This window comes from Enterococcus hermanniensis, from assembly GCF_001885945.1.
Lineage (GTDB): Bacteria > Bacillota > Bacilli > Lactobacillales > Enterococcaceae > Enterococcus_A > Enterococcus_A hermanniensis.
Window position 1 is genome coordinate 1 of record NZ_JXKQ01000021.1, and the last position, 14,160, is coordinate 14,160.

Genomic DNA, 14,160 nt, shown 5'->3' on the forward strand with positions numbered 1-14,160 from the left:
TGATAAAACTTTGCAACAGAACCCAATTAATGATATAAAACGGCTTTTTTTGTTCTCATGAAAATATGATGGTCATTCTTAGAGTCCATGAGTATAAAATATGGATAATTTGCGGGATAAAAGAAGAAAGATATCATTGATCAGTCTAAGGAATACAATAAATTTAAGACAACACAAAATCAACCAGAATGAGGTTAGAAATAGATAGTTAGATAATCAATTAAAATGGAGTAAACTAAAAACATGATATAAATATCGCAAAAGAAATGTTGATGAATTTTTATTACTAATGCAATATATTCATTCAAACAGTCTATAGTATAAAGCGTTGTTTAAGGGTTGCTACTCTACCATCAATTTACTCATTAATTATAGGCAAAAAAGAGTAGAATTGGTCTACTCTTTTTATTTAACCCAATTTAAATCCAGCCAGAGAAGCCCCAATTTCATCTTCGGTGATTCCGATATATCTTTTAGTAATTGCTTGTGAACTATGATTATAGATAAACATCAATGTTGCTATATCATGCGTTCTTTTATAATAGTGATAGCCAAATGTTTTTCTCAAGGTATGAGTTCCAATATCATTACGATTCAGATTTTTTGCAATCTCAGCATACATTTTATAAACCGTATTGGGTTTTAAATGACCACCTTGCTGCCGACTAGGGAAGAGCCAATCTTCATCATTCATATCTCTCGTGTAGTGATCAATTTCATCTTTTAAGTTTTGAATATAGATTTGTTTTTTTTTACCTGTTTTCTGTTCAGTAATAATCGGTTTCAAAACGCCTCGAATATCTCCAACTTTTAATTTCACTATATCTGAAATTCGTAAGCCATTATTTATACCAAACAAAAATAGAAAACTATCTCTTTCTGGATTTGCAGTTCGTCGTAACCAAAATTGAAAATCTTGAATCTCTTCATTGGTTCGAAGTGGCTGAACATTGTAGTTCAAATTGTTCACCATCCTTATACTATTCTGACATCATTATTTTATTTATATAGTAACATAATAATGAACTTGCAAAAAGTGAAAATAAAAACTCAATAAACTTAGGCTATTGAGTTCATGATTTTAGATAAAATAGTGAAGTCAGAACATTCAATTATATTATTTAAACTAATCTTTAAATATAATCATAAAAAAACATATTTTAAAGATTGGATTATTTTTATTGTATCAATGAATAATTTAATTTAAGGTCTAAAATATATATAAAACTATGAATATTTAAAGTTTGCTTTAAATGTGTTAATATTAAATTCAGAAAGGCGGTGGAGATAATTATGTTTGATAGACCATTTTATTTAGATAAAATTCTCCAATTTAAAGATTCCGATTTTATAAAAATTTTGACGGGTGTTCGAAGATCTGGAAAATCTTTTCTTATGAAACTTTACAGAGAATATTTAGTCGATCAAGGAATAGCATCTTCTAATATTGTATATATAAATTTTGAAAGTTATGAATACCAGACCATCAATACCGATAAAAAATTCAGAATGGTCCTCGATAAACTGTTACCTAATAATTCAGACAAGATTTACTTCCTTTTTGATGAGATTCAATTAGTAGATGGTTGGCAAAAAGTGGTTAATGGACTCAACACTAGTTTTGATTGTGACATAACCATTACTGGTTCAAATGCTGATATGCTTTCTGGAGAATTAGCTACTCTTTTAAGTGGAAGATATATTGAAATTTTAGTATATCCGCTATCATTTCGTGAATTTCTTCAGGTAAATGAAATAGCACCCGATTCAAGATATGTTGATCAAGCATATAGTGAATTTGAAAAATATGGCGGTTTCCCATCGGTGGTTCTAGCTGATGAAAAAATAAAAGACACTATACTTCAAGGAATCTTTGATGCAATTGTACTCAATGATATTGCATTTAGATCAGGGATTAAAGACTCCGTTACACTAAAGGCAATTATCAGTTTCTTAGCTGATAATATCGGACAACTAATTAATGCAACAAAAATAGCTAATACTCTAAAAAGTGAAGGTGTGTCAACTTCTGTTCCTACTATTAATAGATATCTTGAATTGTTAGAAGCTGGCTATTTATTTTATCGAGTGCAACAATATGATATTCGTGGGCGTGAATTTCTTAGAACAAATGGGAAATATTTCATTGTGGATTCTGGTCTTAGAAGAAATGCTATAGGGCGAAGAGAGGGGAACTACGGCAACAGGCTTGAAAATATAGTTTATCTTGAACTAAGAAGGCGTGGGTATGATGTCAGTGTGGGGCGTTTAGGAGATAAGGAAATAGATTTTATTGCGAAAAAACTGGACGATATATTATATGTTCAGGTAGCTTATGACATTCCATCAAATACTCACGAAACAGATAACCTGAATAATATAAAAGACAATTATAAAAAAATACTAATTACTGGTCGTTATCAAGAAGTTAATCAAATTGACGGAATCGAGATTAAATATATTGTAGATTGGTTGCTAGAGTAGAGGAAAATTTCTTTACATCTAAATTAACTATAAATTTGTTGAATTTGGTAAATACAGGTCGTCTGAGGACGATTCTAAGCTCATTTGGTTTATTTTAAGACAATTGATATCTTATTGAATAGAGGAAAGAAAAAATTAATACTATGAAAATTCAAGATAATAGTATTTTTAGAAAATAATTATCATGTAAGTAAAATTTTTTTATAGAAAAAATCCGCTTGTCCTATTGACAGTCAAGCGGCTAAGATATTTAATTAGATTAGTCATTGCAATAGTTCATAGATCTAGAATCAAACACTTTACTACCAGTGGCACTACCTTAATCAACATTAAGGTAGTGCTTAATTTGTTTGTTATCAATCATCTAATATAGTGATGGAATAATGGACGATAAAACTAGTTAGATTTAGAAATTTTAGAGCTCATCATTAAAGTGAATTCAAAGCATCGGTTGTCTCATCATTTTCTATATGTGTGTACAGTGTTTTCGTTGTTGTTGAACTGGATTTGAGTCAATATCTTGGACACATTTTAGTAGAGGCCGCTATGAAGTGTCAATAGAAAAGATGTCTAAGATTTGATACTAACACCATATTATGATATCAATTTGCTAATTATATAGAGGTTTTCATTTGGAGAAATCTTTTCTTTTTATATGGATTCCAACTATAATTGCTAACAAAACAGCAACGGCCACGACCATAAAAAAACCGAAATGTGATTCTTTCCCAGGTAGACCACCGGTATTCATCCCCCAGATACCAGAGATAAGTGCAGGAATAGAAATTATTAAGGCAGCAGAATCTAGGTATTTCATCAAATGATTTAAATTGTTATCCATCATATCCGTGAATAGTCCACCAACCGTTTCTAAAAGGTCCCTATAAATTCTGACCAGTTCCTCAGCGTGCTTTTGATGAAGTTGAATATCATATAAAACTTTTTGGTCATCAATTGTTTTGACAAATTCTTCTTTTTCCCACAACGTTGCTAATGTTGACTTTTGACCAGCTAAAGTATGATCAATATAAATCATTTTTCTTTCAGTATCTGCAAGTTTAAACAGTGCTTTGTTCTCAGTTGTTTTTCTTGCTGCAATTTCTAACTCATCAATTTCTTTTTCTATTTCTATCAATTCTTGAATGAAATGGTTGTATATCATAAAAATACTATAAGTGAGCAAGCCTTCAAATGTCTCTATTTGGTTCTGTTGCAAAGTTTTTCAATCAAGACCTTTTAGTGTAAAATCTAACTAAAATGACCCGGGAGGAACGAAGATATGAACCCTTTTAAAGGAAAACAATTCCAAGAAGACGTGATTATTGTGGCTGTCGGTTATTATCTTCGCTATAACCTCAGTTATCGTGAAGTTCAAGAAATTCTCTATGATCGTGGCATTGAGGTCTGTCATACAACCATTTACCGTTGGGTTCAGGAATACGGAAAGTTACTTTATCAGATCTGGAAAAAGAAAAACAAGCAGTCTTTTTATTCATGGAAGATGGACGAAACCTATATCAAAATTAAAGGCAAGTGGCATTATCTGTATCGAGCCATCGATGCAGATGGCTTAACCTTAGATATATGGCTACGAAAAAAACGCAATACACAAGCTGCGTATGCGTTCTTAAAGAGACTGTTCAACCATTTTGGAGAACCAAAGGTTCTCGTTACTGATAAAGCACCGTCGATTTCCTGTGCCTTCAAAAAGTTGCAGAATCATGGGTTTTATCAACATACAGAACATCGAACCGTAAAATATTTAAACAATTTGATTGAACAAGATCATCGACCAATCAAGCGTAGAAATAAATTCTATCGAAGCTTACGTACCGCTGCGACCACGATCAAAGGGATGGAAACCATTCGAGGACTATATAAGAAAAGCCGAAAAGAAGGGTCCCTTTTTGGTTTTTCAGTGTGTCTTGAAATCAAAGGATTACTAGGCATCCCGGCTTGATCGATAGTAAGCTTAAGGAAATTGTCTTTAGCTAGAGACGCTTTGCAACAGAACCAGATTTAGGAATATTACTTGGGCTTCTTCTGCTAATACCTTTTATTATATCTACTATTGCAGGTACTACTGAAGAAGAACCTAAAAAAATTAGTATGGATGGCGAAACACAGGATATTGAATTAGCACGTGGAGAATTGCGGGAGCTTCCAATAAAATTAATAAATTTTGAAGATGAAACAGAATTATATATTCTTAATATTACTGAAAAAAATACAGGATTTTCGGAAATAGAATCATCTATAGAAAAAATTAGTGTATCTGAAGATGATATTAAGAATAAACATTTAAAAATTAAAAGGTGGATAGATGTCAATAAAGTAGACACGAAAAGAGCAGATACTTACAGATGATTAAAGTACTTTTCTTCCATTTCGTTAGGTGTAAGCATATCTAGAGTGCCGTGAGGTCGCTGTGTATTATAAAATCCTTCGATATATTCAAAGCAAGAAAGCTGTACTTCTTGAAGGGTTGAAAATGTTCTTCTATTGAGCTCCTCTTTCTTCATATATTTAAAAAAAGATTCAGTCACAGCGTTATCCCAAGGATACCCCGGTTTCGATAAAGACTGTGTGATTGGTTGACTGTCTAGATATTTTCTAAACAAAGACGAAGTATATTGTGATCCTTGATCTGTGTGGAAAAGGACAGGCGATTCTAATTTTCTAGATGAAATAGCTTTTGTTAGTGTTGATACAGCTAGTTTACTATCGATTTTAGGGCCTACGGACCAAGCAATAACCTTTCTAGAAAATAGATCAAGAATTACACATAGATAAACAAATCCCTTTTTTCCTACAGGAATATAAGAAAAATCACTTGTCCAGACTTGATTTGGAGCGGGGGGATTAAATGCTTGGTTAAGATGATTGGGACGTTCTAAAGAAACCTGCCGCTTTTGTTTTATAAAGGCTGGTTTACTAGTAGACATTTTAGGGAGATTCATCGACTTCATTAATCGATAAACTCGCCCAGCACTGATAGAAACGCCATAATCACGGAATAAAATCCTTTGGATTTTTGCAGCACCGATTCTCTTTTGAGTGGCTGTGTAACTCTCTAGAATCTGCTTTCTCAATTGTTGATTTTCTAAGGTTCGAGGCGCTGGTGGTGCAGAAAATCGTTTGTAGTAAGTCGAACGATTAACTTTGAGAACGCGACAAAGAGTACTAATCTTATGCTCGTGCTTAAGGAACTCAATTGCTTTTAGTCGTTCATCGAGTGTGGCGTGAATATGGCAATCGCTTTTTTAGGATTAAGTTCTCCTCTTCAAGTTGAACATTTCTTTTTTGAAGTTGTTGGATCTGCCGAGCCGTTAGGATCGTCCCATCATCAAATTTAACTTCAGAGTATTGCTTTACCCAGCGAGCAATAGAGGATATAGCTATTCCATATTCTTTTGCAAGTGAATTTTGTGATTTGCCATTTTCATAAAGTTTAACGATGGATTTCTTAAATTCATCATCAAACTTACGAGGGGATTTACGTTTATCTACCATCAAAACATTCCTTTCAAAAATAGTGTCTAGTCAAATAGCAGTATAGCAGAAAAATTGTCTACTTTATTAGCATACATCCAAACCATTTCAAACTAGCCGTTATCTTGATTCAAAAATTAAACAAGTTGAAGATAGTATAACAAAAGAAAATAACCCTGAAAGAAAAGAAATTTTATCAATTGAAAAAGAAAAACTAATAGGAATAAAACAAGGATTGATAGAATATGTTCAATCAGAAGTTGAAAGAAAATTTGATAAAAATGTTTCAATAGATTCAGTCATAGAAGGCGAAATGTTACTTGCAAAAGCAGGCAAGACATTTGGTAATTGAAGAATAACAAGCAAAAAAATAGCAGTCAGGTCTCTTGACAAAGTATAGTTGCTATTCTTTTTTTAGGCCCTACTTTAATGAAATTTTTGTTTGGAGGGAACGACTTCATTCCTTTGATTATTTCAGTTGAATTTAATAGAGAAGCCTGGCGTCTATTAAGAAATACTTTTCTTGATGAGCGTCAATTTTTTTAACGGAAATCTATCCTATACTAAATTCAGTAAAGGAAAAGGAGGAATCAAAGGAAGCTATTTTAAACAAACCAAAATTATAGGAGGAATAAATCATGACTGAAAATAAAGCTACTCAAGAAAGAACACCCCAAAAAAGATTGCAAGAAGAACAAGAACACAAGGAACATGTTCATCATACGAAAATTAATGCAGCGGCCATTGCGGATCATCTTTTAGGCAACATGCATACATTACATGTGAAACTGCACCAATATCACTGGTATGTAAAAGGAGCCAATTTCTTTACGTTGCATGAAAAATTTGAAGAGTTGTATAACGAAAATGAAAAATGGTTCGACAAACTTGCGGAGCGTCTAATTACTTCTGGGCATAAACCTGCTTCGACAACGGTTGAATTTGAAAAATATTCGATGCTTTCGGAAGATGCAGTTAATAAATACGCTAAAGCAGAAGACATGGTTGAAAATATTATCGAGGACTTCAGAAGCACTCGTGACCTAACTATTCGCGCGATTCGTTTAGCTCAAGACGAGGGTGACGATGCTTTAGAAGATACATTGATTGCTTTTAAAAATGACTTAGACAAGAACATTTGGATGCTGCAAGCGTTCATTGGTAAAGAAGCATTAGAAGATGATGACGCTCTTGATGAGGATGAAGATTAAGGTAAAAGTAGAAGCTGATTTAGGGATTGGAATTCTTTCCAGTCCTTTTTCCATTTTCTTGATGTGCATCAATTTTTTTGTAGTAAGAGACTTATATAATAAAAGCAGCGAATATAAACAAAATAAATAAAGGGGGAGAATGAATTGACTAAACATACCCATCATGAAATTGGCGACCACGCAGCCTGTATCCGCTTGGTTCCAATATTCAATCACTTAGAGGATAGCGCGATGAATTACATTGCTGAAAAAGCCCACACGAAACAGTATCAAAAAGGAGAGTTTCTGTTTCGTTCACAAGAAAAAGAGGATACTTTATATATTATCAATCGTGGGAAAATCCGTATTTATCGATTGGCAGACTCTGGCAAAGAGCAGCTAGTGCGGATCTTGAACCCTGGTGATTTCACCGGAGAATGGACCTTGTTCAACCCGGATGCAGTACACGAGGAATATGCCGAAGCAACCCGAGATACCGTTGTCTGTATGATTCAGCAAAAAGATGTCCAAGATTTTCTGGAACAATACCCAGCTATTTCTTTAAAACTATTGGCGGAAATGTCTAAACGGTTAGAAAGTTCAGAACGTCAAACGACACAAGTAGCCGTGGAGAGTGTCATTACCCGTTTAGTTTTGTTTTTGGCAGAAAATGTGGAACCTGAAATGGGCAACTCTCCCACCATCACCCTGCCGATGGCAAAAAAGGACATTGCTTCCTATTTAGGAACGACACCTGAGACCATCAGTCGCAAATTTGGAGAATTGGAGGACGAGGGATTGATTCAACAGCTGTCTGGGAAAAGGATCAAGATTCAGGATTTAGATGATTTATTGCTTTACAGCGAATAATCGGACACACTTTTTTCTACACGTTGGTGTTCTGTCGCTCTTCATTAACAACGGGACAGAACTCAGTGCTTTTGCTTCCATCTGTCCGTTTTTGGCTTTTTTAAGACAGAACGACCTTCATTCATTGGAAAAATAAAAGCACAAACATGATAACCCTCAAGTTTTTTTGTTTTATTTTTCTTTAAGATAGGGTTGTCGAACAAAACGTAAAAATAAGTAGGGGTGAATGTGCATTGTTTTTGGGTGATAGTTGCCATCACGTTGTCAGCAGCGGGTGCATTCTTTGTCGTCCCTTTCACCAAGAACACGATTGGCGGCGAAGCAAAAACGTCTAACGTTGTTGAGGCAGATAGGTTAGCTATGGAAAAAGAAGAGGAAGTTGTAAAAGGAGCCGGCGTAATCGGACACGGAAAAGTGGCGTATTACGAAGCGAGTGACCAGGGAGATAAAAGTGTATTCACTGTTTGGTTTCCATGGAGCTTAGCCGGAATCTTGTTCAGCATCACCATGACTAGAATGACGCGAAAAATTGAAGAAATGGAGCAAATAGAATGGGATTAGTATTAGGCGTTTTGAATCCCCATGTGGTGGAGATTGGTTCTGTTGTGATTCATTGGTATGGAGTCATTATTGCAGTGGGCATATTAGCGGCTCTCCAGTTGAGCACCAAGGAAGCAAAGAAAAAAGGACTGGAAGAGGATACCATTATCGATATGGCCTTATGGGCAATTCCGATTGGACTCCTCGGCGCTCGGCTTTATTATGTGTTATTTGAACTTGGTTATTATCTGCAAAATCCAGGACAAATCCTTGCGATTTGGAATGGCGGCATTGCGATTTATGGGGGATTGATTGCAGGAGGGGGTACGCTATATTGGTATGCAAAGAAAAAAGGTACTTCTTTGGCACTCGTTCTTGATATTTTAGCGCCCAATGTATTGTTAGCCCAGTCCATTGGTCGTTGGGGCAATTTTATGAATCAGGAAGCTCATGGTGGACCGGTTACTCGTCAATTCTTGGAAAATCTTTATTTACCTGAATTTATCATTGAACAAATGAATATCAATGGTACCTACTACCATCCGACTTTTTTATACGAGTCATTGTGGAGTTTGTTGGGCTTTGTCCTCATCGTCACTATACGGAACCGAAAACAGCTTTTGCGTCAAGGAGAAGTCGCTTTGAGTTACGTTTTGTGGTACTCAGTGGGTCGGTTCTTCATTGAAGGTATGCGAACGGACAGTTTATGGATTGGCGAGTGGATCCGCGTTTCGCAAGCCTTGTCTCTGGCCCTGTTTATTGGCGCGATTGTAGTATGGTTTATACGCAGACAAGATTATCCACCAATTTCTTATTATTCTGATGGCAATAAGGGGCAGAAAAAGACTATTAAGATGGTGAATTGAGCAAAAAGATAAAAAGAAGTGCAAAACTTGATATGCGTCAATTTTCGTTTGCTAAAAGGGAGCTATACTACAGTTGTAAAGAGGAAAAGGCAGTGTTCATTAATCTGCTGCCGATAAAATAAAAACACATAAAGGAGATAGGAATTATGGAAAAAGCTATATTGCAATTAGAAACGTTGTCTTGTCCAAGTTGTATGCAAAAAATTGAAGGTGCTGTGAAATCAGTTAACGGTATTGATAAAGACAGCATTAAAGTATTATTCAACTCCAGCAAAGTCAAAACCAATTTTGATTCAGCTGTCACTTCGATTGAAGAGATTCAAAAAGCTATCGAAAACGTAGGCTATCCGGTCCTTAAAGCAAAAGTCAAGGCCGCTTAACAGATTAAATGAACTAGGCAATTCTGGAAGAAAAGCTATTTTTCCAGGATTGCTTTTTTTGTTGCAATCCGATTCGAGGTGCTTAGAAACGATAAAAGAGAACTTTCTAAACTTGATGTCAGTCAATTAATTACTTAGGCAATTATCTTATACTGTGTTTATCAATAAAAGAGAAATTAAATTTGGAGGGAAAAAGCATGCAACAATATATATTAAGCAAGAAAAATGTTATCACCGTCATCAGTGGATTGTTAATCGTACTCGGTTTCTTCAGTCACTTTGTTTTAGAAAACGTAGGACTTTCAGAGTGGTCTTTGATCATCGCCTCTGTCTTTGGGATTACGCCAATTGCCATTCAAGCGTTTCAAGCAATGAAAGTCAAAGTCATCAGTATTGATGTCTTAGTCAGTATTGCAGCGATTGGTGCGCTTTTTATTCAAAATTATGAAGAATCGGCTATTGTCACGTTCTTATTCTTATTCGGACACTACTTGGAACAACGAACATTGAACCAAACGCGATCTGCTATCAAAGAATTGACTGAAATGGCACCCGAAAGCGCCTTGAAACAAATGGATAATGGCGAATTTGAAGAAGTAGAAGTGGATGATATAGATGAAGGGGATATCTTGCTCGTTAAAACGGGTGCGAAAGTTCCAGTAGATGGCATAGTCCTTACGGGTGAAGGGCATATCAATGAAGCTAGCATTACAGGTGAAGCTGTTCCGGTCAACAAGCTAGCTGATGCAGAAGTTTTTGCAGGAACCATTTTAGAAAACGGAACGATTCAAATCAGAGCTGACCGAGTTGGTGAGGACACCACATTTGGAAAAATTATTGAACTCGTGGAAGAAGCACAAGATTCTAAATCCGAAGCGGAACGGTTCATTGATCGCTTTTCTAAATACTACACACCAGCTGTCTTGGTTCTGGCAATTGTTGTATGGGCGTTCAGTCAAAATATTGAGTTAGCAATCACCATCTTGGTTCTAGGTTGCCCAGGCGCATTAGTTATCGGAGTGCCTGTCTCAAACGTTGCCGGTATTGGGAATGGTGCTCGTAACGGTGTTCTTTTAAAAGGGAGTGAAGTCATTCAAGACTTCAGCAATGTGGATACAATTGTATTTGATAAGACAGGTACTTTAACTGTCGGAAACCCAACCGTTGCAGCGACTGAACTGTATGAAAAAGATCCTGCTGAAACGCTTGGCTATCTGGCCAGTGTGGAACGGGAATCAGATCATCCATTAGCAAAAGCGGTCTTAAATCAAATTGGAGAAACAAACTTTTATCCTGTTGAAGGAACTGAAGTCGTGAAAGGCGGCGGAATCGTTTCAAGTGTAGCTGGACATAGAGTGGCTGTTGGGAATGTGGCCTTGATGGAAAAAGAAAATGTCACTCTCAGCAAAAAAGTGCAAAAAGATGTCAAACGGTTTGAACAACATGGGAACTCTCTCGTTTTGACAGCGGTCGACGGTGAATTAAAAGTACTGATGGGTATTCGAGATCAAGTCCGTCCGGGTGTGAAAGCTAATTTGCAGGAATTAAAAGACTTGGGCGTGAAAAATCTAGTCGTTCTTTCAGGAGATAACCAAGGAACCGTTGATGTGGTCGCCGGCGAACTTGGTTTGACCGAAGCTCACGGCCGCATGTTGCCGGAAGACAAATCGGCTTATATCGGAAAACTTCAACAACGTGGTCAAATTGTAGCCTTTGTTGGAGATGGCGTTAACGACAGTCCGTCCTTAGCTTTAGCAGACATTGGCATCGCAATGGGAAGCGGAACGGACGTAGCGATTGAAACATCCGATGTCGTTTTAATGAACTCGAACTTCAGCAACTTGCCTCACGCATTAGGATTAGTAAAAGCCACCGCAAATAATATGAAACAAAATATCGTGATTTCAATTGGAGTAGTGTTGGTCTTGTTGACCAGCGTCTTCTTCAGCGAATGGATGAATATGTCTATCGGAATGTTGGTTCATGAAGGTAGTATCTTGGTGGTAATTTTCAATGGCATGAGATTAATGAAGTATAAGTTGAAAGGTCGAAAAGAACAAAAAGAAGTATCAGCACCTGCAGAGAAAGTAAAAATATCTTAAGAATAAATTAGAAGAGGCTGAGACAATAGTCCATCCTTGAAATGACAAAAGCGGAAACTCAGATTTTTAAATCTGGGATTTTCCGCTTTTTTGAGTTCTTGAAAAAAGATAAGAGTATAGAGTATGCTCTTTATAAAATTAATTTTCGTGTAAATGATTAAAAAATCTAATAATAAAATTTAAATTCCTATTAAGTTGTAACACATGAAATTACATAAAATCATGTATCAAGAATCCTATCCCTATAGGGTTCTTTTTTTTTACTCCCCCCAAACACACGATTTCGTGTTATAATAACTATAATCATGTATTCGAACAGATTAAAAAGGAGGGATTGTCATGGGCTATAATGTTCAGCCACTACGGTCGCAACAGGAGATTAATGATTTTTTATTTTGCCTGCGACGGAATAAAAATGCGGAACGTGACGTTTTCTTGTTTCTAATTGGAATTAACAGCGGTCTGCGCATGTCCGACATCGTCAAACTCAAGAAAAAAGACGTGATTACCTCAAAAAACCCGCGCATCGTGGAGCAAAAGACAGGGAAAACACGCATTTTATACTTAAGCAGCTTACAGGACTTGATTCACGGCTATACCGCACCCTTAGATCCGGAGGCTTACTTGTTTCCCAGTACTAAGGGCGGCCATTTAGAAGTCAATACGGTCTACCAGATGTTTCAAAAGGTCGCGAAGCTGTTAGGAAGGGACGATATCGGCACCCACACCCTACGAAAAACCTTTGGTTACCACTATTACAAGAAAACCAAAGACGTGGCCACCTTAATGGAAATCTTTGGTCACAGCAGCGAGAAGATTACCAAACGCTACATCGGAATTAATGAAGATGAAATCAGTGAAACGTTATTAAATTTTCGGTTAGGTTTTTGATTGTATTATATAATAGATAAGCACAGTAAGACGGTTATAATCACCCACAGTATTGGACAAATCAATCTTTTTTTTGGTATATTATATATACAAATGAGAGCAGGCTCATAGTCAACTTGATATAAATCCGGAACATAAGGGTCCGGCGGGTGGCGAGCACCAAAACTAAACTCGATACAAATCCGGAACGTAAGGGTCCGGCGGGTGGCAAGCACCAAAACTAAACCTGTACAAAAGGCTGCTCTTTTGAGCAGCTTTTTTTATTGGGAAAAAGGAGCATTCTTCGCACGTGGCAAAAAAAGAATACAAACGCATGTCTATAAAAGAGACAACCCAAATTACCAGACAGTTAAACGCGATTTATAAGGCTGCCCATCTCTTACAAGAACATTTTGTAGATAAAAAGGTATCCTTTGTCGGAGAAGTCTCAACGGTAGCGTTTATTTTTTCGACAACTAATTTTATGCACCTCTGTGGCATTGATTATCGCAGAGGCACACACTTGTTTTTTTAAGATGCCTTAGACAGGAAAATAAATTTACAGGATATTCAAATCAAAACGGATGGGACGACCTTTCAGAAATTACAAGTAATAGGTAGCCTTGATTTATTATTGGGGAAGCATATTTCTATTGTTGGCAGAGGTGTTTACTCTTCTCTTCGCATCTATGACGAAAGATGATGAGAATGGCTATGATGATGCATTCCTTAATGAAGTGATCGAAAAGGATGAAATAGATCAATTATTCGACCATAAAGCATTCCAAAAAGTGAAACGTTATGATCCTAACGGTGAAAATGTGAATACAGCCTTTGATATCGATAATGATAATTTGATAATTAAGGGCAATAATCTATTAGCTTTACATTCACTATTGGACAATTATGCTGGAAAGGTAAAGCTAATTTACATTGATATTAAAACCACGCAATCGATACAAATATAAACTGCTAGAAAAGGCGATAATACGGGAGTTCTTGAGCTTGTGGCTTGAGAAGCTTTTTTATTTTACGATGAATTTCATCAATGAGATACAGGCATAATTTCCAAGGGGGTAAAAATATAACACCCCTAGGTTTTGAATTAACACCCTATGACACCCCTAAACACCCCCTAAAATTTATGTTCCTACAAATATTTATCAAAATCTAATCAATCGTAAAATAATTAAGCGTTCGCTATATTTTTGTGTAAAATTTCATATCAATCGTGATATAATATATTTATTATCGGCATATCAGATTGTAGAGAAAATAGGTGATAAGATGATGAGCTATAAAAAATTGTGGAAGTTATTAATTGACCGAGACATGTCAAAGAAGGTTCTGTTGCAAAGTTTTATCA

General features: G+C 36.0%; 14 protein-coding genes and 1 pseudogene. 12 read left to right on the forward strand and 3 right to left on the reverse strand.

Going from position 1 to position 14,160, the window contains the following annotated elements:
* Positions 1 to 409: 409 nt before the first annotated feature.
* On the reverse strand, positions 410 to 961 hold the full coding sequence (locus RV04_RS12390) for a tyrosine-type recombinase/integrase (protein WP_071858780.1): 552 nt from the start codon (positions 959 to 961) through the stop codon (positions 410 to 412).
* A gap of 332 nt (positions 962 to 1,293) precedes the next feature.
* Between RV04_RS12390 and RV04_RS12395 the strand changes: the two genes are divergently transcribed.
* Entirely contained in the window at positions 1,294 to 2,484 is a 1,191-nt protein-coding gene (locus RV04_RS12395) for an ATP-binding protein (protein WP_071858781.1), read from the forward strand.
* 628 nt (positions 2,485 to 3,112) lie between these two features.
* Here RV04_RS12395 and RV04_RS12400 read toward each other — a convergent pair.
* Positions 3,113 to 3,700 (reverse strand): magnesium transporter CorA family protein, encoded by a 588-nt coding sequence (locus RV04_RS12400; RefSeq protein ID WP_084405659.1) that lies wholly within the window; start codon positions 3,698 to 3,700, stop codon positions 3,113 to 3,115.
* Positions 3,701 to 3,763: 63 nt separating this feature from the next.
* Between RV04_RS12400 and RV04_RS12405 the strand changes: the two genes are divergently transcribed.
* Together RV04_RS12405 and RV04_RS12410 are read left to right on the forward strand one after the other, a co-directional pair.
* Positions 3,764 to 4,444, forward strand: coding sequence for an IS6 family transposase (locus RV04_RS12405; RefSeq protein ID WP_005875647.1), 681 nt, complete (start codon positions 3,764 to 3,766; stop codon positions 4,442 to 4,444).
* A gap of 149 nt (positions 4,445 to 4,593) precedes the next feature.
* On the forward strand, positions 4,594 to 4,851 hold the full coding sequence (locus RV04_RS12410) for a hypothetical protein (RefSeq protein WP_071858782.1): 258 nt from the start codon (positions 4,594 to 4,596) through the stop codon (positions 4,849 to 4,851).
* On the opposite strand, the gene RV04_RS12415 is transcribed toward RV04_RS12410, so the two are convergent.
* A protein-coding gene (locus tag RV04_RS12415; RefSeq protein WP_245791096.1) for an IS3 family transposase occupies positions 4,842 to 5,997 on the reverse strand; the annotation gives its coding sequence in 2 pieces (ribosomal slippage) (positions 4,842 to 5,742 and positions 5,741 to 5,997; 1,158 coding nt in all). The genes RV04_RS12410 and RV04_RS12415 overlap by 10 nt on opposite strands.
* A gap of 617 nt (positions 5,998 to 6,614) precedes the next feature.
* Here RV04_RS12415 and RV04_RS12430 point away from each other — a divergent pair.
* The 9 genes and pseudogenes from RV04_RS12430 (at position 6,615) to RV04_RS12475 (ending at position 13,762) form a co-directional block, all read left to right on the forward strand.
* Entirely contained in the window at positions 6,615 to 7,187 is a 573-nt protein-coding gene (locus RV04_RS12430) for a Dps family protein (protein ID WP_071858785.1), read from the forward strand.
* Between the two features lie 144 nt (positions 7,188 to 7,331).
* Positions 7,332 to 8,036: a Crp/Fnr family transcriptional regulator gene (locus RV04_RS12435; protein WP_002292156.1), complete on the forward strand. Its 705-nt coding sequence runs from the start codon at positions 7,332 to 7,334 to the stop codon at positions 8,034 to 8,036.
* Positions 8,037 to 8,264: 228 nt separating this feature from the next.
* Entirely contained in the window at positions 8,265 to 8,597 is a 333-nt protein-coding gene (locus RV04_RS12445; RefSeq protein WP_010829800.1) for a hypothetical protein, read from the forward strand.
* Complete coding sequence (gene lgt / locus RV04_RS12450; protein WP_071858786.1) at positions 8,588 to 9,442, forward strand: prolipoprotein diacylglyceryl transferase; 855 nt, start codon at positions 8,588 to 8,590, stop codon at positions 9,440 to 9,442. Before RV04_RS12445 ends, lgt begins: the two co-directional genes overlap by 10 nt.
* 146 nt (positions 9,443 to 9,588) lie before the next feature.
* Complete coding sequence (locus tag RV04_RS12455) at positions 9,589 to 9,822, forward strand: heavy-metal-associated domain-containing protein (protein ID WP_003103602.1); 234 nt, start codon at positions 9,589 to 9,591, stop codon at positions 9,820 to 9,822.
* 197 nt (positions 9,823 to 10,019) lie between these two features.
* Positions 10,020 to 11,924 (forward strand): heavy metal translocating P-type ATPase, encoded by a 1,905-nt coding sequence (locus RV04_RS12460; RefSeq protein ID WP_071858787.1) that lies wholly within the window; start codon positions 10,020 to 10,022, stop codon positions 11,922 to 11,924.
* 339 nt (positions 11,925 to 12,263) lie between these two features.
* A complete protein-coding gene (locus RV04_RS12465) occupies positions 12,264 to 12,815 on the forward strand; it encodes a tyrosine-type recombinase/integrase (protein ID WP_002307628.1) in 552 nt (183 codons plus the stop codon).
* A 313-nt stretch (positions 12,816 to 13,128) separates the two neighbouring features.
* Positions 13,129 to 13,488 (forward strand): annotated as a pseudogene (locus tag RV04_RS13135) (PBECR4 domain-containing protein); the annotation flags it as partial.
* The gene (locus tag RV04_RS12475) at positions 13,451 to 13,762 is read left to right on the forward strand and encodes a hypothetical protein (RefSeq protein ID WP_342741681.1); all 312 of its coding nucleotides are present in this window, start codon (positions 13,451 to 13,453) and stop codon (positions 13,760 to 13,762) included. The pseudogene RV04_RS13135 and the gene RV04_RS12475, both read left to right, overlap by 38 nt.
* Positions 13,763 to 14,160 lie beyond the last annotated feature (398 nt).